This window comes from Nitrincola nitratireducens, assembly GCF_000585235.1.
Lineage (GTDB): Bacteria > Pseudomonadota > Gammaproteobacteria > Pseudomonadales > Balneatricaceae > Nitrincola > Nitrincola alkalisediminis.
Genome location: NZ_AONB01000011.1, coordinates 63,922 through 87,961, shown reverse-complemented (window position 1 = coordinate 87,961; position 24,040 = coordinate 63,922). Strand labels below are relative to the sequence as shown.

At 47.0% G+C, this 24,040-nt stretch carries 22 protein-coding genes and 1 pseudogene; 7 read left to right on the top strand and 16 right to left on the bottom strand.

The window, feature by feature from the left end; genetic code table 11:
* Positions 1 to 25 precede the first annotated feature (25 nt).
* Positions 26 to 1,366: a sigma-54 interaction domain-containing protein gene (locus tag D791_RS10775; RefSeq protein ID WP_051514425.1), complete on the bottom strand. Its 1,341-nt coding sequence runs from the start codon at positions 1,364 to 1,366 to the stop codon at positions 26 to 28.
* A gap of 224 nt (positions 1,367 to 1,590) precedes the next feature.
* Between D791_RS10775 and D791_RS10770 the strand changes: the two genes are divergently transcribed.
* The 5 genes and pseudogenes from D791_RS10770 to D791_RS10755 all read left to right on the top strand — a co-directional run bounded on the left by D791_RS10770 (position 1,591) and on the right by D791_RS10755 (position 7,291).
* The gene (locus D791_RS10770) at positions 1,591 to 3,174 is read left to right on the top strand and encodes a cytochrome ubiquinol oxidase subunit I (RefSeq protein WP_036511427.1); all 1,584 of its coding nucleotides are present in this window, start codon (positions 1,591 to 1,593) and stop codon (positions 3,172 to 3,174) included.
* A 20-nt stretch (positions 3,175 to 3,194) separates the two neighbouring features.
* Positions 3,195 to 4,337, top strand: a complete 1,143-nt coding sequence (gene cydB / locus D791_RS10765) for a cytochrome d ubiquinol oxidase subunit II (protein ID WP_036511424.1) — start codon at positions 3,195 to 3,197, stop codon at positions 4,335 to 4,337.
* Between the two features lie 22 nt (positions 4,338 to 4,359).
* Entirely contained in the window at positions 4,360 to 4,458 is a 99-nt protein-coding gene (gene cydX, locus D791_RS19675; RefSeq protein WP_081763831.1) for a cytochrome bd-I oxidase subunit CydX, read from the top strand.
* A 194-nt stretch (positions 4,459 to 4,652) separates the two neighbouring features.
* A pseudogene (locus D791_RS10760) lies at positions 4,653 to 5,536 on the top strand (MBL fold metallo-hydrolase).
* 48 nt (positions 5,537 to 5,584) lie between these two features.
* Positions 5,585 to 7,291, top strand: a complete 1,707-nt coding sequence (locus tag D791_RS10755) for a SulP family inorganic anion transporter (protein WP_036511422.1) — start codon at positions 5,585 to 5,587, stop codon at positions 7,289 to 7,291.
* A 126-nt stretch (positions 7,292 to 7,417) separates the two neighbouring features.
* Here D791_RS10755 and D791_RS21460 read toward each other — a convergent pair whose 3' ends face one another.
* Entirely contained in the window at positions 7,418 to 7,543 is a 126-nt protein-coding gene (locus D791_RS21460) for a hypothetical protein (protein ID WP_272944835.1), read from the bottom strand.
* Between the two features lie 361 nt (positions 7,544 to 7,904).
* Here D791_RS21460 and D791_RS10750 point away from each other — a divergent pair, with 361 nt between their 5' ends.
* Complete coding sequence (locus D791_RS10750) at positions 7,905 to 8,966, top strand: sulfate ABC transporter substrate-binding protein (protein ID WP_237748609.1); 1,062 nt, start codon at positions 7,905 to 7,907, stop codon at positions 8,964 to 8,966.
* Positions 8,967 to 9,001: 35 nt separating this feature from the next.
* Here D791_RS10750 and D791_RS10745 read toward each other — a convergent pair whose 3' ends face one another.
* From D791_RS10745 to D791_RS10690, 13 genes are all read right to left on the bottom strand, one after another.
* A complete protein-coding gene (locus D791_RS10745; RefSeq protein WP_237748608.1) occupies positions 9,002 to 9,802 on the bottom strand; it encodes an alpha/beta hydrolase in 801 nt (266 codons plus the stop codon).
* A gap of 34 nt (positions 9,803 to 9,836) precedes the next feature.
* Complete coding sequence (locus D791_RS10740) at positions 9,837 to 10,199, bottom strand: MerR family transcriptional regulator (RefSeq protein WP_036511419.1); 363 nt, start codon at positions 10,197 to 10,199, stop codon at positions 9,837 to 9,839.
* A complete protein-coding gene (gene ihfA / locus D791_RS10735) occupies positions 10,171 to 10,482 on the bottom strand; it encodes an integration host factor subunit alpha (RefSeq protein WP_036511417.1) in 312 nt (103 codons plus the stop codon). Before ihfA ends, D791_RS10740 begins: the two co-directional genes overlap by 29 nt.
* A gap of 16 nt (positions 10,483 to 10,498) precedes the next feature.
* Positions 10,499 to 12,403 carry a phenylalanine--tRNA ligase subunit beta gene (gene pheT / locus D791_RS10730; protein WP_337588632.1) on the bottom strand — a complete coding sequence of 635 codons (1,905 nt, stop codon included), beginning with the start codon at positions 12,401 to 12,403 and terminating at the stop codon, positions 10,499 to 10,501.
* Positions 12,404 to 12,444: 41 nt separating this feature from the next.
* A complete protein-coding gene (ytpR, locus tag D791_RS21770; protein WP_337588631.1) occupies positions 12,445 to 12,876 on the bottom strand; it encodes a YtpR family tRNA-binding protein in 432 nt (143 codons plus the stop codon).
* Between the two features lie 48 nt (positions 12,877 to 12,924).
* On the bottom strand, positions 12,925 to 13,908 hold the full coding sequence (pheS, locus tag D791_RS10725) for a phenylalanine--tRNA ligase subunit alpha (RefSeq protein WP_036511413.1): 984 nt from the start codon (positions 13,906 to 13,908) through the stop codon (positions 12,925 to 12,927).
* A 92-nt stretch (positions 13,909 to 14,000) separates the two neighbouring features.
* Positions 14,001 to 14,357, bottom strand: coding sequence for a 50S ribosomal protein L20 (gene rplT, locus D791_RS10720; RefSeq protein WP_036511410.1), 357 nt, complete (start codon positions 14,355 to 14,357; stop codon positions 14,001 to 14,003).
* Between the two features lie 45 nt (positions 14,358 to 14,402).
* The gene (gene rpmI, locus D791_RS10715) at positions 14,403 to 14,597 is read right to left on the bottom strand and encodes a 50S ribosomal protein L35 (RefSeq protein WP_036511408.1); all 195 of its coding nucleotides are present in this window, start codon (positions 14,595 to 14,597) and stop codon (positions 14,403 to 14,405) included.
* 103 nt (positions 14,598 to 14,700) lie between these two features.
* Complete coding sequence (gene infC, locus D791_RS10710; protein WP_202806860.1) at positions 14,701 to 15,192, bottom strand: translation initiation factor IF-3; 492 nt, start codon at positions 15,190 to 15,192, stop codon at positions 14,701 to 14,703.
* Between the two features lie 68 nt (positions 15,193 to 15,260).
* Positions 15,261 to 17,177 (bottom strand): threonine--tRNA ligase, encoded by a 1,917-nt coding sequence (gene thrS / locus D791_RS10705; RefSeq protein ID WP_036511402.1) that lies wholly within the window; start codon positions 17,175 to 17,177, stop codon positions 15,261 to 15,263.
* 184 nt (positions 17,178 to 17,361) lie between these two features.
* Positions 17,362 to 18,351 (bottom strand): 2-hydroxyacid dehydrogenase, encoded by a 990-nt coding sequence (locus D791_RS10700; protein WP_036511399.1) that lies wholly within the window; start codon positions 18,349 to 18,351, stop codon positions 17,362 to 17,364.
* A gap of 98 nt (positions 18,352 to 18,449) precedes the next feature.
* Complete coding sequence (locus D791_RS10695; protein WP_036511396.1) at positions 18,450 to 21,530, bottom strand: efflux RND transporter permease subunit; 3,081 nt, start codon at positions 21,528 to 21,530, stop codon at positions 18,450 to 18,452.
* Between the two features lie 9 nt (positions 21,531 to 21,539).
* Complete coding sequence (locus D791_RS10690; protein ID WP_036511392.1) at positions 21,540 to 22,790, bottom strand: efflux RND transporter periplasmic adaptor subunit; 1,251 nt, start codon at positions 22,788 to 22,790, stop codon at positions 21,540 to 21,542.
* Positions 22,791 to 22,924: 134 nt separating this feature from the next.
* Here D791_RS10690 and D791_RS10685 point away from each other — a divergent pair, with 134 nt between their 5' ends.
* Positions 22,925 to 23,497 carry a glutathione S-transferase family protein gene (locus D791_RS10685; RefSeq protein WP_036511390.1) on the top strand — a complete coding sequence of 191 codons (573 nt, stop codon included), beginning with the start codon at positions 22,925 to 22,927 and terminating at the stop codon, positions 23,495 to 23,497.
* Between the two features lie 33 nt (positions 23,498 to 23,530).
* On the opposite strand, the gene D791_RS10680 is transcribed toward D791_RS10685, so the two are convergent.
* Positions 23,531 to 24,013 (bottom strand): Lrp/AsnC family transcriptional regulator, encoded by a 483-nt coding sequence (locus D791_RS10680; protein ID WP_036511388.1) that lies wholly within the window; start codon positions 24,011 to 24,013, stop codon positions 23,531 to 23,533.
* Positions 24,014 to 24,040 lie beyond the last annotated feature (27 nt).

Here is a 24,040-nt window from a genome sequence, read left to right as displayed (position 1 = left end):
CGCGCAACGCTGCCAGCGTTGCGCGTTACTTCAAACGGCTCAATTTGCGATACAAGGTCCTCTCACTGATACCCAGCTGATCCGCCAACTGCTTGTTATCCCCCTTAAAGACCTTCACCAAATGATTCAAATAGCGTTGTTCAAACACATCCAAGGGTAAAATATGCTCAATGCTATCTTGACTGTTAAAAACTGACACTTGCACGTCTTCTTCCATTACCAGACACTCTTTTGGCAAGTGCTGAAGATCAATGCGTCCATCGTCGGCCAACAAGACTCCTCGCTCAAGTATATTGCGCAATTCCCGAATATTCCCCGGAAACGCGTAGCGCTTAAGGACAGATAAAGCAGATTCTGTGATTTGCACAGAATCACCACCCGCAATTCGCTTCAAAAGCACATCAATGAGCAGAGGCAAATCCTCAGGACGCTCACGCAATGAAGGCAAATCGATAGGAAACGCAGATATACGATAATAAAGATCTTGACGAAAGAGACCTTCTTCAACTTGCCGTTTGAGATTGCGGTGAGTTGCACAGACTAAACGAAAATCAGCATGCATAGGCTCAATTCCACCCACTGTTCGATAGGTACCGGTTTCAATTAGCCGCAACAATTTCACTTGCTGAGGAAGCGGTATCTCACCGATTTCATCTAAAAAAAGTGTCCCCCCTCGTGCAGCCTCGATCAGACCTTTTTTACGACCAACAGCGCCGGTAAATGCCCCCCGCTCATGCCCAAACAGTTCGCTTTCGAACAGGGACTCTGTCAAGCCAGAACACTCCACCGTCACAAAAGGGCCACGGCTTCGCAAACTCGCATCATGCAATGCCCGAGCCGCCAACTCTTTTCCCGTTCCAGACTCGCCGAGCAACAAGACAGTGATTGTAGAAGGAGCCGCACGCCTTAGCATCTCCAACATCCGGCTAAATGCAGCCGAACGCCCCACCATTCCCGCCCCTTCTCCGGGTGTCGCTCTCGCCTCCTTTACCAAATGCATGATTTCCAGATAACAAATCACGTCATTTTCGGAATTGCGAACGGGCGTCAGTTCAACATCAACATGTTCCTGCCCTTGGTCGGTGTTGTGCAAATGAAGCACGCGTTGTTTCTGCCCCGTTTCCTGGCAACGTTTTAGTGGGCAGGATTCACCCGCTTGATCGCAAGGCACACTGTAACCATGCGACACTTGATAGCAGGTTTTATCCGCCCCTTGTATCTCACCATAAATGGCTTGATAGGCTTGGTTATACGCCAGAATACGATAATCCAGCGACAAAAGAGTTGCAGGCTCCTTAATCACATCCAATATCGAACTCATTTCAGCTAGAGACGTTGCCGTTAAATCCAAGCCTTTGACTGCCATACTCAAAACACCTAACTGTCATTTTTGGCAGTCATTGTCGTACAAGTGTGACAATTTGTCACTTATTCTGGCATATCAATCCGACTAAAATAACGAAACACTGCCTTAAATGGCATGTATTTCAAAAAGAAATAAGCTTATTACTGTTTTTAAAGAATATGGCACGCTTTCTGCCTAAGACTCTTTTGAGTCATCAATCTTAGCTTACCCTTGAGGACACTTGCATGATTACTGAAGAGGTCGTTGACCTTTCGCGTCTGCAATTTGCATTAACCGCGATGTACCACTTTTTGTTCGTTCCACTCACCATAGGCCTCGCCTTTATGCTGGCCATAATGGAGTCCGTCTATGTGATGACGGGTAAACAAATCTATAAGGACATGACCAAATTTTGGGGAAAACTATTCGGTATTAATTTTGCGCTCGGCGTAACCACCGGACTTACAATGGAGTTCCAATTCGGCACCAACTGGTCTTATTACTCTCACTATGTTGGCGATGTGTTTGGTGCAGCGCTTGCTATAGAAGGTTTGATGGCCTTCTTTCTGGAGTCCACATTTGTGGGCCTCTTTTTCTTTGGCTGGGATCGACTTAGCAAAGTGAAGCATCTAATGGTGACTTGGCTTGTCGCCTTGGGATCAAACTTCTCGGCACTCTGGATTTTGGTCGCTAATGGCTGGATGCAGCACCCAGTCGGCGCTGAGTTTAATTACGAAACCATGCGAATGGAAATGACCAGCTTTATGGATCTTGTCATGAACCCGGTTGCACAAGTTAAATTCGTACACACGGTTTCAGCTGGCTATGTAACCGCCGCTATATTTGTCTTATCCATCAGCGCCTACTTTATGCTCAGAGGACGAGATCTCGCCTTTGCACGTCGCTCTTTTGCCATTGCCAGCGCCTTTGGATTGGCCGCCTCACTATCGGTCATCCTACTTGGCGATGAATCTGGCTACGAACTCGGGGATGTACAAAAAACCAAACTAGCCGCCATTGAAGCAGAATGGGAAACACATCCAGCTCCTGCATCGTTCACACTGTTTGGGATTCCTAACAGCGAAACGATGACCACAGATTATGCAATCAAGATCCCCTACGCACTGGGACTGATTGCAACCCGCTCAACAACCGAGGAGGTTAAGGGCATCAAAGATCTGATCGATGAGCATGAAATCCGCATTCGCAATGGCATGAAAGCCTATGAACTGTTACAAACCTTACGGTCAGGCCAAACAGATGCGTTTACTCGCGCTGAATTTGACCGCTATAAGCAGGATTTAGGCTATGGCTTACTCTTGAAGCGATACACTGAGAAGGTCATTGATGCAACCGATGCGCAGATCCAACAAGCGGCTAGAGACACCATCCCACCTGTTGGACCTTTGTTCTGGGCATTCCGCATCATGGTAGCTGCAGGCTTTTGGATGCTACTTCTATTTGCTGTGTGTTTTTACTACACCGCAAAACGCACTGCTTGGCAGAAGCCATGGTTACTGAAAGCAGCACTCTTCACACTTCCTGTTCCTTGGATTGCCTCTGAAGCAGGGTGGTTTGTAGCCGAATTTGGCCGTCAACCTTGGGCCGTCGGTGAAATTCTACCGACGTTTACCGCCGTATCTGTCCTAACCGCCAATCAGATCTTGTCGAGCCTAATCTTATTTCTCGTGTTTTATACCGTCTTAGCCATCATCGAGATTTATTTGATGCAACGGTTCATTCGGATTGGACCCAGCAGCTTACATACTGGTCGCTATCATTTTGAGCAAGCGGGCGCCACTTCTTCAAGCACAAGGGTCCGAGCTTAACACTCGAAGGAGCAACATACATGATTTTTGATTATGAAACCTTAAAGCTTGCCTGGTGGATACTCATAGGTGTCTTACTCATCGGCTTTGCGATCACAGATGGCTTCGATATGGGGGCATGCGCCCTACTCCCCTTGGTTGCAAAAACCGATGATGAACGCCGAGTCGTTATCAACACCATGGCTCCGCATTGGGATGGTAACCAAGTGTGGTTTATCACAGCTGGGGGAGCTCTTTTCGCAGCATGGCCTTTGGTGTATGCCGCGGCCTTCTCTGGGCTTTACTGGGCCATGATGCTGGTGCTTTTTGCTCTCTTTATGCGCCCTGTAGGCTTTGACTATCGCTCAAAAATGGATGATCCACGCTGGCGAAATGCATGGGACTGGGCGCTCGTCGTCGGTGGAGCCGTCCCTGCCCTTGTATTCGGCATTGCATTTGGAAATCTGCTGCAAGGCGTTCCTTTCCAATACGATGAATTGTTACGCCCATCCTATCATGGCAGCTTTTTTTCGCTGTTGAATCCATTTGCGTTGCTGTGCGGCATCATCAGCTTAACCATGCTAGCCTTGCATGGCGCAACCTGGATACAAATGCGCACTCAGGATAAGGTCGAAGAAAGAGCAAGATCCCTAGCAAAACGCCTAGCCGTTTTACTGGTGGCTACTTTTGCAATCGCGGGTATTTGGCTGGCTTGGAGCATTGAAGGCTACATGATCATCAGCCTGCCTGAAAAAGGCGGAGCTGCCAACCCCTTACTCAAGGAAGCCATCAAAGCCTCTGGCGCATGGTTGCACAACTATGCGGTACAACCTGCGACACTTATTGCCCCCATTTTGGCGTTTGTGGGTGCTATCGCTGCAGGTATCTTCAGCCATGTCCGCTATACAGGCCTTAGCTTTATTAGCAGTGCAACCGCTGTAACGGGTGTTATTTTAACGGCCGGATTCTCAATGTTTCCTTTCGTTATGCCTTCTAGCCTTATCCCAAGCCACAGTCTAACACTCTGGGATGCGGCCTCCAGCGCCGGAACACTGATGGTCATGACATGGGCTGCGATTATCTTTGTCCCCATCATACTGGGCTATACATTTTGGTGTTATCGCGCTATGTGGCAAAAAATTGGGGTTAGATTCATTAAAGAGAACCCTCACTCCCTCTATTAAATTGACACATGAGGTGTTAACTATGTGGTATTTCGCGTGGATATTGGGCGTTCTACTCGCCTGTGCATTCGGCATCATCAATGTAATGTGGTTAGAAGCCGAAGAAATCGATAAGGATTAACTCGTCCATCTCAAGGCAGGCATCACAAGATCCCTGCCTTTTTTATCTTCATTCACATCCTACAGCTTCATTTATTTTAATATTAGACTTCATTAATATCTTTTATTGGCAAAATAGACACAAAAGGAATAAGCTTATAACAAACATAGAGATCAAGCAGACTCTATCCGTTACCCAATTTGAAGAGGTGCATGATGAGCTTAACAGATGTAACACAAAAACCGATTGTCACCACGTTCTTTGATGAACCCACCAATACCTTCAGCTACGTTGTAAAAGACCCAAACTCTAATGCCTGTGCCATTATCGACTCCGTACTCGACTTCGATTATGCATCGGGTCGTACAGATGTCCGCTCGGCAGATGCCATTATTGAACACATACGCCATGAAGCTTAAACGTTGAGTGGATTTTGGAAACACACGTTCATGCCGACCACCTATCAGCAGCGCCTTATCTGCATGAGCATCTAGGCGGTAAAACGGGCATAGGGGGTAAAATCGTCGACGTGCAAACGATCTTTGGCAAAGCCTTTAATGCCGGAACCGAATTTGCTCGCGATGGCAGTCAATTCGACCAACTTTTTGAGGAAGGTGACCGATTTACTATTGGCAAAATAGAAGGCTATGTACTGCATACTCCAGGCCATACGCCTGCCTGCTTAACCTATGTCATTGGTGATAGTGCCTTTGTTGGGGATACACTTTTCATGCCTGATTACGGAACAGCACGCTGCGATTTTCCGGGTGGAGATGCACGTACTTTGTTTCGTTCGATCCAAAAGGTTTTAAGCCTTCCCCAAGACACTCGTTTATTTTTATGTCATGACTACAAGGCACCTGGACGTGATCACTATGAACATGAAACCACTGTAGCCGCTCAACTCGCAGCGAACATTCATGTTCATCAGGGGGTTTCTGAAGACGAGTTCGTCACCATGCGGACCACTCGCGATGCACAACTTGAGATGCCAAGACTTATATTACCTTCGGTACAGGTCAATATGCGTGGAGGCAAAATGCCGCCAGCAGAAGACAACGGGCAAACTTACTTAAAAATACCGATTAATCTTTTCTAATTTGCAGGAGTTTTTTTCTATCCCTGATCGTCACACTAGGATGACACCATGAACCTTAAACGCTTTTTTCCCATTACTGAATGGCTGCCTCAGTATCGGCTGGACACCCTAAATCAAGACATATTGGCAGCCGTTATTGTGACGATCATGCTCATTCCTCAATCACTGGCCTATGCCATGCTAGCAGGCCTACCCCCAGAGGTAGGCCTCTATGCCAGCATTGCTCCTTTGATTTTATACGCTGTATTTGGCAGCAGCCGAACACTGGCCGTCGGCCCCGTTGCTGTCATTTCGCTGATGACTGCTGTTGCAGCCGGGCAATTAGCACAGCAAGGCACACCCGAATACATAGGCGCGGTCTTAATCCTCACACTGCTTTCAGGTCTGATGCTAACACTCATGGGACTTCTTAGACTTGGATTTTTAGCCAACTTTTTGAGTCACCCCGTTATTTCTGGGTTTATCACAGCCTCAGGCATTATTATTGCAGCCAGTCAGCTAAAGCACTTATTTGGCGTTCAGATTTCAGGCCATCATCTACCCGAAATACTGATGTCACTCATACACGAAATCCAGCACACCAATACCCCCACGCTGTTACTCGGTCTGGGTAGTTTGCTCTTTTTGTATGCCACCCGAGTAGGACTTCAATCGCTTCTCGTTAAAATAGGACTGAGTGATTACCTCGCTGGCATGCTCAGTAAAACAGCGCCCATTTTAGCGGTGGTGATCACAACTGGGATCACCTTTCATTACCGTTTGGATCTACAGGGGGTTGCTGTTGTTGGCCAAATTCCATCCGGACTTCCATCACTGAGCTTGCCCTCAATTGACCTAGAAATGTGGCAGTCACTTTGGATGGGAGCACTGTTGATCAGTTTAGTTGGATTTGTCGAGTCAGTATCCGTTGGACAAACCTTAGCGGCAAAGCGACGTCAACGAATTGATCCGGACCAAGAGCTAATTGGATTAGGAGCGTCAAACCTAGGAGCCGCGATCAGCTCAGGAATGCCTGTCACGGGTGGTTTTTCACGCTCCGTGGTTAACTTCGATGCGGGTGCCCAAACACCTGCAGCGGGGGCATTTACCGCCTTGGGAATTATTTTTGCGACCCTTTGGTTAACACCGCTGATTGCCTATCTACCCTTGGCGACGTTAGCAGCGACGATTATTGTTGCTGTTTTGTCCTTAGTCGATTTCAAAGCGATTTTTCACACCTACCATTACTCAGGCAGCGACTTTTCCGCTATGCTCGCCACCATCCTTGTCACCTTGGGAGCTGGCGTTGAAGCGGGGATTATTGTCGGCGTTTTACTCTCAATTCTCATTCATTTATACCGTACCAGCCGCCCTCATAGCGCGATTATTGGTCGCGTGACTGGAACAGAACACTTCAGAAACATTGATCGTCATAGTGTCGAAACCAACCCTGACATCGCAATTCTAAGAGTCGATGAAAGCCTGTATTTTGCCAATGCTCGCTACCTTGAGGATAGGGTTGCGGCACTGGTTAAGCATCAATCGGAACTCAAGCATCTGGTTTTAGCCTGCCAAGCAATTAACTATATTGATGCCTCTGCTTTAGAGAGCTTAGAAACGATTAATGAGCGACTCAAGGAAGCTGATATTTGCTTACACTTTGCTGAAATTAAAGGCCCCGTCATGGACAGGTTAAACAATGTTAACTTTTTTGATCATATTAGCGGCCGAGTTTTCTTAAGCACATTTGATGCATGGAAATACCTCACCCCATAAGTTCGCCATCAACGACCTAAACTCAAAATCCTAGCCATGCTCAACTCTACAAAAAAAAGCCCACAAGATGAGATGTGGGCGCTGCAAAATGGGTGAGATAACAAGAGCTGAAGCAAACAGGTTAGATCATGTCAGTAACACACTGATTTGAACAATCAGAGGTAAAATAGCGACCAAGAACCCACCTACAATTAACGTAATTGAGGGGTAGAGTCCAAGTGTTTCATAGGCTTCTTGAGTGATGTTAGCCATCGCCTCTCTCCTTTAAATAATGAGTACTTACTTATATACTGCATAATAGATGCCAAGTTTTTACTCGAACAATAAAACTTATAATCAATTGATTTATATATACATTTCTAAAAATAGCTTTTATTTTTAAAAAATTGAGCAAAGGCCTTAAGCTTTCCATGACACAAATGACATAGCATTTACAAAATTTGTCATCGAATGTCATACAGTGCAATCCACACTCTTCTAACCTGCGCGATAATCTGTATAAAAACCATCCTTTATATTCAAAAAAGAAATTAACATTTAACTTTTAATTCTTTTTAAATATAAAAACAATGCCGTATGCTTGCCACTGTCTGCAATCAAGGAAATTACGGCAATGAACTCTATTCAAAAACACGGGTTGATTCGGCTGCTCATCAGCCTGACAATTTTTTTCTCGACAACACTCCTGGCAAAAGATCTTGAAATTCTGAACGTGTCCTACGATCCAACACGAGAGTTCTATCAAGACTTTAATCATGCATTTAAAGAACACTGGGAAGCCGAGCACGGACAGACCGTCAATATCCGTATGTCTCACGGAGGGTCGGGACGTCAGGCACTATCCGTCATGCAAGGCTTGGCTGCAGATATCGTGACCTTAGCTCTCGCCTACGACATTGATATGATTGCTGAACGAACGTCTCGCATAGAAACAGATTGGCAGGACAAGCTCCCCCTTGCTTCATCACCTTATACCTCAACGATTGTTTTTCTAGTCAGACAGGGTAACCCTAAGAACATTCAGGATTGGTCTGATCTCGTGCGCGAAGATGTGGCGGTGATTTCACCTAATCCGAAAACATCGGGTGGCGCACGCTGGAATTATTTAGCAGCTTGGGGATTTGCCTATATTGATGCGCTGCAGGGCTTAGACAAAATATCCAGTGCTGACGCATCCGAACAGGCCGAAGCGCACGCAAAAGCACAAAGCTTTGTGCAACAGCTATTCCGAAATGTTACAGTCATGGATACAGGTGCTAGAGCATCCAGCAATAGCTTTATTGAGCGTGGTATGGGCGATGTATTAATTGCATGGGAAAACGAAGCACTCATGGCGCTCAAGGCTTTTGAAAGCCATGGCTTTGAACTGATCGTACCTTCCGTATCCATTCAGGCAGAACCCCCAGTTGCTGCGGTGACGGCCAATAATGAACGGAAAGGGAATCATCAGGTCGTTAACGAATACTTAAACTACCTTTACTCACCGGTTGGGCAATCTATTGCTGCAAAATACTTTTTTCGTCCACAGCACCCAGAGCATGCAGATGAAAACGATTTGGCAGCCTTCCAAACCATCACACTCTTTAGACTCGATGATATTTTCGGCAACTGGAAAGAAGTGCAAAACACACATTTCAGTAATGGCGGTATTTTTGACCAAATCACTCGACGCTAATACACATCTAAGGCGAGTCGGCTAGGACTCGCCTTTCAATTCATCTTGTAAAATCTGAGTAAGGCAATGGCGTGTGACATCGGGATGTTCGAGTGGGAACATATGCCTCCTGGCACATGATAGCAGTCAAATCCCCTCTTCTTAAGTTTAGCGATACGGGCATCCGTCATTAGATCGCTGTCTTCACCTCGTATAATCGCAACAGGCACCTGGATCTTCCTATGACTGCGGCTCAAGTGGTCTGCAAGATGGCGAAATATCTCGATTTCAACCTTCGGTTCGAACCTAAGGCGTATACCTCCCTTTGGATCTGGCTCAGTACCCGACACAACATAATCTTTTAACGCTTGAGGATGAAAATTCTTAAAAAGACGCTTTTGACCAAAATAGGCCTCAGCAGACGCCACATCCGGCCAATGACTGCGACGCCCTCGTGTAATGCCTGCGGGTGTCACCTTATCAATAAACCCTAAGCGTTTAGCGAGTTTTAAGCCCAGACTATCCCAGCCCATCATTAAAGGAGGATCGAGTAACACCACCCGCGTAAAGCGATGAGGTGCTTTTAGTGCGGCCATATACGTCACAACTGAACCCAAGGAATGACCAACACCAATGACCGGTTGATCACCAAAGGTTTCATGTAGGTGCAACAACAACTCATCCACGAGGTTTTGCCAATTATGATTCACTGGAAAATCTGGATGATGGCCTAATTTATCAAGTACGTGAATATCCCAATCCGAACGCATCGGATCGAGGAGTACGCGATACGAGCCTCCGGGGAAACCATTTGCATGAGCAAAATGAAGAGGGGGACGCTTCAAAATCGAATTCATAGCAGTCTCAACCTTGAGTCGATGAAAAGATCACCTATTTATGCGATTTAAGAATTTTGAGAATATCATCCAACTCATTAATGGTTTGACGAATGAGCTGCTGATAGCGTGCTGAGTCATCACCAGCGACTTCACCCGTTAACCACTGACGAGCGCCCGTGATGGTAAAACCCTGTTCATACAACAAACTGCGTATTTGGCGGATAAGCAATAAATCCTGACGTTGGTAATAACGACGGTTATTGCGCTTTATGGGCTGTATCTGCTTAAACTCCTGCTCCCAATAACGCAATACATGTGGCTTGAGGTCGCAGAGTTCTGCGGCCTCGCCAATGGTAAAATAGCGTTTACTCGGGATAGGGTCCAGATCAGGACTCTTCTCTCCGTGCTCCTGCATAGGTATCCACACGCTCCTTTAATTTCTGACCTGGACGGAACGTCACTACCCGCCGTGCAGAGATCGGGACCTCCTCTCCTGTTTTTGGATTACGGCCGGGTCGCTGACGCTTATCCCGTAAGTCAAAATTTCCGAAGCCAGAGAGCTTAACTTGCTCATTTGACGCCAGACATTCACGGATTTCATTAAAAAAAGATTCGACCATCTCTTTTGCTTCGCGCTTATTGAGACCCAGTTCTTCAAATAACCTTTCGGCCATTTCAGCTTTTGTCAAAGAGCCCATGACGTTCACCCTGTCTTTAATCTCTTAACGAGGCTCCGCATTCTTGACTGAGTGCAGAGACAACGGCATTAACACTGTTGTTTATTTCTTCATCAGTAAGAGTGCGCGAAGGATGCTGCCAGGTCAAGCCCAAAGCAAGACTTTTTCTTCCTGCTTCAATACCTTGGCCCTGATACATGTCAAAAAGTCGCATATTTTTAAGAAATTCACCAGCTGTTTTCGCAACAATCGCTTTAACCGTTGAAAAGCTGACTGCTTGATCAACAACAAGAGATAAATCACGTCGCATTTCAGGGAACTTCGATAAAGCCACATAACGCGACAAACGCCCGCTCAAAGCGGCATCTAAGTCTATTTCGAATAAAAATGCAGCAGAGGATACATCAAGCTCATGCACCAACTGTGGATGAAGTGCGCCGATATACCCAACCACTTGCCCCTGAAGCTCAATCGCCGCTGTTTGGCCTGGATGCAATGCCGGATGCTGAGATGCTACAAATGAGAACTGTGCACCCTGCCCGCCTAATCCCAGCAAAGATTCAACATCGCCTTTTAAATCAAAAAAGTCGACCTTGTCTTTACCTGCTGTCCATCCTTCCGCGTCACGATTACCAACAATCACCCCAGCCACCACATTCTGCTGCGTTAAGCCGGCGTCTGATGAAATAAACCTTTGACCTGTCTCAAACAAACGGATCCGCGTTTGCTGACGGTTTTGATTATAGAGTACAGCTTTCATCAAGCCGGGCCATAGGGTTGTGCGCATCACCGCCATTTCAGCCGAAATAGGATTTGCCAACGCCAAAGGCTCATGCTCAGGATCGAACTGCTTGGCAAGCCCTATTTCAATAAAGCTATAGGTAATGGCTTCTTGGTATCCGCGGCTGATTAAGTGTTGACGCAAGCGACTCACGGCTACTTTCGCTTCAGGAATCGGTGGCAAAGGCAACTGCGCCATCGGCGTTCTGACAGGTAGGTTATCGTAGCCATACACGCGCGCGATTTCTTCGATCAAGTCCACTTCGAGCGTAATATCAAAGCGGTACGAAGGAACGCTGACACTCCACTCACGCTCGACATCGGATGTTAACGTCATGCCCAAGCGCGCTAGAATATCTTCAATCACATCAGCAGGCATTGCCATCGCTAACATTGCGTCCACCCGGTCATGTCGCAGGCGAACCACTGGCTGTAGCGGCAAGTGCTCAACAGACACAGCTTCGATCACAGGACCTGGCTGGCCGCCAACGATATCGAGCAGCAATTGCGTTGCACGCTCAATTGCTCTCACCTGCTGCTGCCAGTCTACCCCACGCTCAAAGCGGTGAGAGGAGTCGGTATGCAGCCCGTAATTACGCGCCCGTCCCACGATTGACAAAGGTTGAAAAAATGCACTTTCCAAGAAAATATCCGTGGTGGTTTCTGTAACACTGCTCGACTCACCGCCCATGATACCGGCAATTGCAAGTGCACCTTTATCATCCGCAATCACTAAGGTATCGTCATTGAGAGTGGCATCAGAACCATCCAGCAACCGAATTGTTTCGCCTTGCTCTGCTTTTTTAACCAGAATACGCCCTTCCAACTTACTCAAGTCAAAGGCATGCATAGGCTGCCCTAACTCTAACAAGACATAGTTGGTAACATCGACCACAGGGTCAATACAGCGAATGCCAGAACGGGCTAACTTGGACGCCATCCAAGCGGGAGTCGTGGCTTGCGGATTAATCCCACGCAACACTCGCCCTACATAACGAGGACAGTCCTCTGGCGACACCAGCTCAACTGGAAAGACTTCATTTGATTGTGCAGGAATCGCGGGGATGTCTAGCGTCTTAACGGGCAACTGATTTAACACACCGACTTCGCGTGCCATCCCCACAAGGCTTAAACAGTCACCACGGTTTGGCGTTAAATCCACATCAATGATCTGATCGTCCAGATTTAAGTAATCTCTTAAATTCAGCCTAAAGGGGCATCCTCTGGCAACTCCATGATACCTGCGTGATCGTCTGAAAGACCCAGCTCATCCTCGGCACATAGCATTCCGAAAGATTCAACTTGACGCAATTTAGCCGCTTTGATTTTGAAATCACCCGGCAGGCAGGCACCTACACGTGCCAAGGCTGTTTTAAGCCCAGCTCGTGCATTGGCTGCACCACAGACGATCTGGAAAGTGTCTGTACCGTCCGACACTTGGCAGACTTGCAACTTGTCAGCATTCGGATGTGGCTGGGCATCAATAATTTGCGCAACAACCACGCCCGAAAAATCACCAGCCACGCCAATAACATCGTCGACTTCTAAACCAGCCAAACTAAGTTGATCTGAAAGTGCCTGAGTATCCAAACTTGGATTAACCCACTCACGTAACCACTGTTCACTAAATTTCATGCGGATGTCCTGAATAATTCTGTGTAAATGACTAAGGTGTTAGGGTGATCAGCTAAACTGCTTTAAAAAGCGCAGATCGTTTTCAAAAAACAACCTTAGATCATTAACGCCGTAGCGAAGCATCGCTAAACGCTCAACCCCCATTCCAAATGCAAAGCCTGTGTACTCTTCAGGATCAATACCTGAGTATTCGAACACTTTTGGATGCACCATTCCACAGCCTAAGACTTCAAGCCATTTGCCATCGCCACGGTCGATATCCACCTCGATTGAGGGCTCAGTAAACGGGAAATAGGAAGGACGAAATCTCACTTTAACGTCTTCTTCAAAGAACTCGCGTAAAAACTGCTCAAGCGTCCCTTTCAAGTCGGCAAAGCTGATGTTTTTATCGATCAATAAGCCTTCTACCTGATGAAACATGGGTGAATGCGTTTGATCATAATCGCAACGGTAAACACGCCCAGGGCAGATAATCCGAATTGGCGGCGCTTTGCTTTCCATCGTACGCACCTGCACAGGTGAGGTATGGGTACGCAGTAGAGTATGAGCATCAAAATAAAAAGTATCGTGCATTGCACGAGCAGGATGATGCGCTGGAATATTCAAGGCTTCGAAGTTGTGATAATCATCTTCAATTTCCGGCCCTTCGGCTACTGTGTATCCAATGCTTCCGAAGAATGCTTCAATACGCTGCATCGTTTTGGTGACAGGATGAAGACCACCGAGTTCATCGCGACGACCCGGAAGAGTGACATCCAGCGTCTCGGATGCCAATTTAGCACTCAAAGCGGCCGCCTCAAGTGCTGACTTACGAGTATCAAGCGCAAATTGTAAGGCGTCTTTTGCTTCGTTAATTAAGGCACCGGCTGCAGGGCGTTCCTCAGCTGACAATTTACCCAAGCCCTTCAGCAACTGGGTAAGCTCACCTTTCTTACCGAGATACTGAACACGAACATCGTCCAGTGCTTTGACATCGACAGCAGTCTCAACCGCCTGTTTGCCTTGTTCCAGGAGGTTTTTCAGATTTTCCATTTAGGAGTGCTCCAGTTACATAAAAAAAGGGAAGAGCATGCGCCCTTCCCCTATCTGAATCAGTCAGTTACCACCAATAGGCGGGTCTTGGCTTATGCCAATGCTGCTTTAGCTTTCTCAACAACAGCTGCAAACGCAACCTGTTGGTGAACGGCTAAATCAGCCAAGACTTTACGGTCAATTTCAACGTTGGCTTTTTTCAAGCCAGAGATGAAACGGCTGTAAGACAGACCATTGATACGGGCAGCCGCATTGATACGCGCAATCCACAACGCACGGAATTGACGCTTACGTTGACGACGGTCACGGTAAGCATATTGACCGGCTTTGATGACCGCTTGCTTAGCAACACGGAATACACGGCTACGAGCACCGTAGTAACCCTTGGCCAGTTTCAGAATTTTTTTATGACGACGACGCGCCACAACACCACGTTTTACGCGAGGCATAACATTTCCTTCCTAATAAATAGCTATTTCTTAACCAATGAACGCTTAGAGCGTAGGCAACATACGTTTAACTAACTTCACATCAGAAGCATGGACTTGCATCATAGGACGCAATTGACGCTTACGCTTAGTTGACTTTTTGGTCAAAATATGACTTTTATAGGCCTGCTTATGCTTGATACCATTAGCAGTCTTTTTGAAACGCTTTGCCGCACCGCGGACAGTTTTAATCTTAGGCATTAATCTTCTCCACGCATTCGTTTGTTAGTCAGCCAAAACAACATACAACAAAACCCACTTGCTGAAATGATTCATGACAGCCAGCGGGTTTTATGTCATTTGACTATTTCTTTTTCGGAGCCACGACCATGATCATTTGACGGCCTTCCATCTTAGGGCGCTGTTCTACAGTGCCTGCATCAGCCAGATCTTGTTCGATCCGCTCAAGCAACTGCATACCTAGCTCCTGATGGGCCATTTCACGACCACGGAATCTAAGCGTAACCTTAGCCTTGTCTCCGCTTTCAAGGAAACGTATCAGGTTGCGTAGTTTTACCTGATAATCCCCTTCTTCCGTACCCGGACGGAATTTTATTTCCTTGACCTGCATCTGAGTCTGTTTTTTCTTAGCCTCATTTGCTTTTTTCTTCAGTTCGTACTGATGCTTACCATAGTCCATTATTTTACAGACAATGGGGTCAGCTTCAGAAATCTGAACTAGGTCAAGTTCAGCTTCTTGAGCCATCTCAAGCGCTTGATTGATAGCGACTACACCAACCTGCGAACCGTCAGCTCCGATCAAACGAACCTGGGTTGCACGAATATTCTCATTTATGGGTGGCAGCGGACCACGGCTACCACGTTTAGTTTCACGCCTGATAATTCTATCTCCTGACGAATTTTTTATTGTTGGTCAGACTTGTTGCTGATGTCCTGAAGCAAATGCTCAGTCAATTCGGCAAGTGTCAATGTACCAAGATCTGAGCCGGAGCGCGTACGCACTGCAACGGAGCCAGATTCAACCTCTTTGTCACCTACCACAAGAAGGTAAGGAACTTTTTGTAAAGTATGCTCGCGGATTTTAAAGCCGATCTTCTCGTTTCTCAAGTCTAGATTCGATCGAATTCCAGCTTTTTCGAGTGTTTCGTGTACTTTTTTACAAAAATCCGCTTGTTTATCCGTAATATTCAGCACGACCGCTTGTACAGGCGACAACCAAGTTGGCAACGCCCCCGCGTAATGCTCAATCAAAATACCAATAAAGCGCTCAAAAGAACCCAAAATCGCTCTATGAAGCATCACAGGAACTTCACGTTCACCGGCTTCATTGACAAACTGAGCACCAAGACGGCCCGGCATTGAAAAATCAACCTGTATAGTACCACACTGCCACACGCGACCGAGACAATCTTTTAACGAAAACTCAATTTTAGGGCCATAAAAAGCACCTTCACCAGGCAGCTCTTGCCAATCAAGGTTAGCCGTGTTCAAGGCATCAGCCAAGGCTTTTTCGGCTTTATCCCAGCTTTCATCAGAGCCCACGCGCTTTTCAGGGCGAGTCGAGAGCTTGTAAATAATGTCTTTGAAGCCGAAGTCTCGATAAACCTCATGAAGAAACTCAATAAAATCTGCCACCTCTTGCTGAATAGACTGCTCAGAACAAAAGATATGCGCATCGTCTTGAACAAAACCACGAACACGCATAATACCGTGCAGCGCACCGGAAGGCTCATTTCGATGGCACGAGCCAAACTCAGCCAAACGCAAAGGCAAGTCACGGTATGAACGCAAGCCTTGATTGAACACCTGTATATGACACGGGCAGTTCATTGGCTTAATAGCGAAATCTCGGCTCTCTGAATTTGTGGTAAACATTTCCTCATGGAACTTGTCCCAGTGCCCTGACTTTTCCCAAAGCGTGCGTTCCACCACCTGCGGCGTTTTAATCTCTTGATATCCGTGTTCACGCTGCTTTCTGCGCATGTATTGTTCAATTTGTTGATAAATCGTCCAACCATTTGGATGCCAAAACACCATGCCAGGCGCTTCTTCCTGCATATGGAACAAATGTAGAGCTTTACCAAGCTTACGATGATCGCGTTTTTCGGCTTCTTCTAAGCGAAATAGATACTCTTTTAGATCTTTTTTATCGCCCCAAGCTGTGCCGTATATGCGTTGCAGCATTTCATTATTGGAATCACCTCTCCAATAGGCACCTGCAACCTTCATAAGTTTGAATACTTTTATATGGCCCGTGGACGGTACGTGAGGCCCACGACAGAGGTCGATAAAATCACCTTGCTTATAAAAGGATAACGGCTGATCGCTAGGGATATCATTGATGATTTCAACCTTATACGACTCACCCATTTCTTCAAACAGAGCGACTGCCTCTTCCCGGCTCATTAATGAACGCGACACCGCCAGATTCTGCTTTGACAGCTCGTTCATACGCGCTTCAATTTTTTCAAGGTCTTCTGGCGTAAACGAACGCTCATACGCAAAGTCGTAATAAAAACCGTTGTCAATGACGGGGCCAATAGTGACTTGAGCGCCCGGAAATAGATCCTGAACCGCCATCGCCATTAAATGCGCACACGAGTGGCGAATAATATCGACGCCCTCATCGTCACGTGCCGTCACAATTGCCAAGTGCACATCTTCAGTGATGGTATAGCTTGTATCGACGAGTTGACCGTTGATTTTACCGGCTAGAGCCGCTTTTGCTAAACCTGTTCCGATATTTGCAGCGACATCAAAAACAGAAACGGGATGATCAAAGCTACGCGAGCTTCCATCAGGAAGAGTAATTACAGGCATGACAATATCCTTACCTTAGTGGTGGCCCCTACGACAGGCCACATAAGCAATTAAATGCTGGAAAATAAAAGCCGTACAAACCAAGTACAGCGTGTAGAAGTATATCAAACCCCGTCGCATTAACCAACCAAGCCTTCTACTTGAGATGACCCTAACCTATCATCGGAGACTTGGGTTCAACTCATCACGCAACTTGATGACAACAGGCACCCGTCGTATTTAACTCACGTAAATTGCTTAAGGTAATTTCAGCTATTTGGGTCAATGCTTCTTCCGTAAAAAACCCTTGATGTCCCGTAATGAGCACATTTGGAAAAGTCATTAAACGAGACAAGTCATCATCCGTTAATATTTCATCGGAAAGATCCCGAAAAAAGAACTCACTTTCCTGCTCATACACGTCCAAGGCTAAATACCCTATTTGCCCCGATTTAAGTGCTAAAATAGCTGCTCGAGTATCAACCAACCCTCCTCGGCTCGTGTTGACTAGCATCACACCGCGTTTCATGTCGGCAATAGCAGGCCCATTAATTAAGTGATGATTTTCAGGGGTCAAAGGACAATGCAAACTAATAATATCAGCGCGTGAATAAAGCTCATCTAAGCGAACGTAGGTTCCACCGATGGCTAAAAAAGCATCACTTGGATAGGGATCATATCCCAACACTTGGCAACCGAACCCCTTTAGGATGCGTGCAGTCGCAAGCCCTATCTGTCCCGTGCCGATAACCCCTACGGTTTTTTGATGCAGATTAAAGCCCAGCAAGCCATTTAATTGGAAATTACTTTCACGAACCCGGTTATACGCTCGATGCGTATGCCGATTGAGCGTTAATATCAAAGCCAAGGTGTGTTCGGCGACCGCCTCTGGCGAATAACCTGGCACTCGAACCACTTTAATCCCTAGCGCCTTAGCGGAGTCAAGATCAACTTGATTAAATCCAGCGCAGCGTAGCGCAATCCACTTAACGCCGTGACGATGCAGTGCATGTAAGCATGCACTGTCTAATTGGTCGTTAACAAAGGCACACACGGCTTCAGCACCTGCCGCTAAGCGTGCGGTTTGCACATTCAACGGAGCCTCAAGATACTCCAACTCAAAACCAAAGTGTTGATTGGCCTTATCAAAAAAAGTTTTGTCGTAGGCTTGTGCACTAAAAAATTTTACGTTCATCCTAAAGACTCCATATTTAGTCTGCAGACATAAGGTACGCCTGCGCTTCGCTCAAGCATAGCCAGAACCCCCTTACTCATTCTAGCAAAAACAAGCAATTAACGTATGACGACTCGCATTAAGGCCGGAATCACCAACAAAACCAATAGCGTTGCAACCGCTAAGCCGAACATAATTGAAACCGCCATTGGAATCAGAAACTGCGCCTGCACGGAGGTCTCAAAGAGCAACGGCACCAGCCCGACTATAGTTGTGATTGATGTGATTAAAACAGCCCTTAATCTTTGGCAGGACGCCTCGATAATCGCCGTTTCTATATCAAGTCCTTGCTGGCGTAACTCTTGGTAAAAGCTGACCAATATAATTGAGTTATTGACCACTATTCCAGTCAAACCAAAAATGCCAAAGAAGGATAAAAGCGTAAGCTCTAAGCCTAATAACCAGTGTCCTGCCACAGCACCTAAAAGACCAAATGGGATGATCGCCATCACCACCAAGGGCAATAGGTAGCTGGCGAACATCCAAGCCAACACGATGTATATCGCCAGTAAAGCAAACACGAGCCCCATTTGCATGTCAGCCATGGTCTCACGTTGGTCGACTGCTCGCCCTTGAAATGACCAATCAATGCCATAGTCATCCACCAAGCGTGGCATGACCTCATTGGCTAAACGCTCTCGAATCAACCCCGCATTGCCTTGCGCAGAGTCCAACTCCGCTGACACTTGAATGGCAAGTCGCGCATCGGCATGACGCAGCGTTTCAAACCCCGGCTGGTACCGTATTTCAACCAATTGATCCAAAGCGAGCCAATCTAGATTGGGAACTGGGAGATACAGCCGCTCAAGCACGAGCGCGTTGTAGCGCTCGGAGTCAGGCAAGCGCACCCTGACTTCAACTTCATCCAACCCATCTTGGTACAATTGCACCAATGCCCCCTCCAGGAACCCTCTCAACTCAGAAGCTATGTCTCTGGGTGTTAATCCCAAGGACTCCGCCAAAGGGGTTAAGGTCAACAACAGCTGTTCACGCCCGTAAGGCGTATCATCTTCAACTGCATACAAGCCGGGTATTTCCTGCATTTGTGCCGCTAATGTCTCTGCCGCTGCTTTAAGACGCAGAGGGTCGCTTGCGGATAAACGCACATCGATATCTCGACCGGGTGGCCCACCCGTTACCGCCGTTATCGTCAGCATATCCAGTCCTGCTGCTGGCGCCAACTCGGCTTGCCAACGTTGAATGAGTTCTCGATTGCTGATTGAGCGGCTGTCAGGTGAAGTAAGCTCAACTAGCATCGAGGCAAATTGATCCCCTCTTGGAGCCGAACCATCTGAGCTAACCCCCTGCCCTAACCGTGTCACTTTCACCCGAACCACCGCTTGCTCGAGTGATTCAGTCACTCGGTCCAAAGCCGCTTCAACTTCACTCATGTAGGCCTCAACTTTTTGAGGAGGCGTTCCCGATACAAAAGCTACATTGGCTCGTAAGGTCGTGCCATCAGGGCTTGGAAAAAACGTAAACCCAACACGACCACCTGCGAGCAAACCAACAGCCAAAATCAACAACGCCACCGCACTTGTTAAGGTCACCCCTCGAGCCCGAATTGCCGCTGTAACGCTGCGCCGGAAAGGCCCCTCTCGAAATCGATGTAACCCTCGCTCAAAGCGACCTCGAAAACCCTGCTCCTCTTGTTTTAACTGGGCTCTCGAAACAGCCAATCCCTTCGACAGCTGATGGGGTAAAATCAGAAAACTGATGATCAAGGTTGCTAAAATCACACAAATCACAACCAACGGAATCTCGAAGAGAATTTTTCCCATAATGCCACCAATCAGCATTAAGGGAAAAAAAGCCGCCACGGTTGTTAAAGATGATGCAATCACAGGCCCCAACATTCTCTGTGCACCCAGCCGTGCAGACTCCTCGGCAGATTTTCCTTGAGTGCGCAATGTGTAAGCGTGCTCACTGACCACAATGGCATTGTCGACAATAATCCCCAAGGACATAATAAAGCCAAAAAGTGATAGCATATTGATGCTACCCCCCGCGAGATACAACGCGATAAATGCAGTGGTAAATGCAATCGGAATCCCCAATGCAACACGCAAGGCTAAGCGTCCACTTAAAAACAAAAACAAAATGGCTAAGACTAGAATCAGCCCACCGACACCATTTTTAAGCAATAGATGAATCCGCTCGCTGATAAGTTGCCATAACTGATCATAGACTTTGAGTTCCACTCCGCTGGGCAGTTGTGGCTCAGTGAATGCCAACCACTGATTAAACCGTCGAGCAGCTTCTAACGCATCCGTACTTTCCGTTCGCTGCAGCAAGAGTTCGAGGGCAGGCTTGCCCTGATAACGAACGCGCGTTTCACTGTCGCGTGAGCGCCGCTCAATATGGGCAATATCCCCTAACTGAATCCGCCCTTGCTCCGTTGAGTGCGTGATAGGCAAACGAGCAAAACTTGTCTCATCTCTCGCCTGCTCTAAAAATCGTAATTGACGCCCTCCTTGATCACGTCCAAATTGGCCCGCGGGCTGATCGGAGGTGTAACGTGCAATCGTTTCGGCAATTTGGCGCGGCGATTGATTTAACGTCATCAAGGCCGAACTGGGAATTTCAATGGACACAACCTCTTCGGGCAGTCCAATAAAGTCAACTTTTTCAATGCCGATATCCAACAACTCTCGTTCAAACTGGCGCGCTAACCCACGAAGTTCTGACATGGAGCCAGGGCCTGACAAAAGCATCCGAACAATGGGCTCATAGCGAAGGATACGACTGACAATGGGTGTCTCTGCATTGGCTGGCAAATTCCTTTGTTGGCCCACGCGATCCTCAACCTGTGCTAAGGCTTGCGTCATATCCGTTCCGTCACGGAACTCTAAGGTAATCGCTGAAATTCCAAGGCTTGAGGTTGAAGTCATGGACTTTAAACCATCTACACTACGAAGCGATTGCTCTAGAGGAAGCGTTAATCCGGCCTCAACATCCTCAGCACTGGCCCCTGTCCAAACGACTCTGACACTGACAATATCGAGATTGAAGGTCGGAAAGAACTGTGTATTTAACTTTGACAAAGCCCAAATACCCGACATCAGCATCAGCATAATCAATAAAGGACTTGCTAAGGGGTGTCGAATAAATAAACTGATAAATCCCTGCTTAGGTAACATGCTAACTCCCTAGTTACGCTCAAACCGTTCAACTGTCTCAACGGCCAACCCCTGCATCGCCTGAGGGAGACGGTTCGCAAGCACTTGATCCCCCTCTTTGAGAAGGTCCGCAACCACTAAAAATCCTGCCTGGCCTTCTCGTACCCATTCACCTAGAACGTGTACTTTAACCGGATCTAGACGTTGCTCAACCACTCGGTAAACTTGATCACGCCCATACAATGACGCCGCGGGTATCCAGACACGAGGTTCGTTAACAGGAAGGGCCAACCAAGCTTCGACGAATCGCCCAATCGGTAAGTGTTCAGCGTCACCCGTGTCTATTTTAAAGTAGGCTTGCAAGGTGCCTGAGGCATGTGTTTGGGAGTCAAACCGATCCAGTACAAACTGATACTCACGGCCTTCAATCTGAGCCTTAGCCATTAGAGCAACCCCCTCTCGATAGGCCGTTTGAATCAAATTCAACGTACTCAGGGGTAAGGAGGCAACAAACTCAATCCGCTCAGGTACAACGAGCGTGAGCAACGGCGAACTCTGATTAACATACTCACCAGGTGCGACCTGAATCGAAATAATCCTTGAGGTTTCGGGTGCCACCACTTGAGTGGCTTCAAAATTACGCTGGGCTAATTGAAGCTGCCCTTCCGCCTGCTGTAATGAGGCATCAAGCTGTTGTAAGCGCGAGGGGTGTTGCTCTACAGCCAACTCTCGAGTCAATAGCGCCAGACGCTGTTGACGTAAGGCTTGTTCGGCCAATTCAGCCTCACGCTCAGCCACACGATTTCCCTCGACTAAACGCCTGACACGGCTCAATTGCCGCTCAGCTAACATCACCAACTCACGCTCTTGCACCAACGCACGTTGATCGGCTTCATATTGTGCCAAACGCTGCGCACGCTGAGACTTCACATCCTCTAATTCAGCTTGACGCTGACCTAATGCAACCTGTGCATCCAGCGGATTTAATTCCAGCAATACTTGCCCGGCATCAACACGCTCACCGACCTGTACATACACAGCATTCACATCCCCCGCTGTTCGAGCCATCAGGTGTGTCAAAGCTGGCGTTTGTAAACGACCAAACAGCCTCAACTGAGGTGAAGCCTCTGACAATTCAAGTTGAATCGTACTCACGGGCCAACGCCGTTCTTCATTCACAACGGGTGGAGCCTGCGGACGTGTTGACTTTAAATACATAAAACTGATGATGGCTAACACGATCAGCAGAAGGGGTAACCCATAACGGAAAATTCGGTTCATATACCGCCCAGTTCATTAATCTACTCGACAGGAGCAGGATCTAAAGGATACTCTTGGTTCATTTGAAATTAAGGATTTCGCATCTGTCAATTTCACTCGACGAACATTATGAAAGCCTAAATCAGGAAATACCAATGAAACTATACGGATCCTCAACGTCTCCCTTTGTTAGACGCTTAAGAGTCTTCTTATCAGGTCTTGATCATGAGTTCATCAATATCAACATTTATGAGGAAGAAGGCCGTTCAATCCTTAAATCCATTAACCCAGCTTTAAAGATTCCTATGCTGGTTGATGGCGAGAAGGTGATTTTTGATTCGCGTATTATTTTTCAATACCTGAATCAAGCTTATGTGAAGGACGCTTGGACGATCAATGATGACAATAACCTCACTCTAATTAATGCGGCTAACGATTCATACGTTGAGCTTTTTTTACTTGAAAAATCAGGCATAGACACATCTCAAGACGCTCTGTTCTTTAACCTGCAACATGAGCGCATTCAATCAACTCTCGATGTTCTGAACACCAGCGCCAGCCAAGGCAGCTTTGATACTTGGAACTTTGCCTCTATTTCTTTATTTTGTTTAATCGACTGGGCACTGTTTCGGTCGTTAAATACGTTTGATGCCTATCCTCATTTATATACGTTTTATCAAAACAATCTGGATCGTCCTATTGTGAAATCAACCGATCCACGTGACTAAACACGACAAGGTGCCCAGCAAACAGCAGGCCCTTTAGCGCTTTAGATAGTGCAAGGGCACCGCTGTGGTGTCCACGACTTTGCGCATAATAAAAGACGACTTAACTCCTGAAACACCCGTGATCCGCGTGATTTTACCGAGCAAAATATCGTGATAGCTGTCCATGTCCGCAACCGCAACTTTGAGTTGATAATCGGCATCATGACCTGTAATCAGATAGCATTCCATCACTTCAGGAATCTCGGCAATCGCAGTTTCAAAAGCCTCAAAGCGCTCAGGGATATGCTTATCCATACTGATATGCAACAACGCAATTAAATTCAGGCCAACTTTGCGTTCATTGACTCGAATGACCTGACGCTCAATAAATCCATTTTCTTCCAACTGCTTCACCCGTCGAGAGCAAGGAGCGGCCGTTAGTCCAATCCGCTCCGCCAACTCCTGATTCGAAATGGAGGCATCTTTTTGAAGTTCATGCAAAATTTTGATATCAAAGCGATCTATGTCAACACTCATACTCACCTCCATTGCGACTTAGAGCAA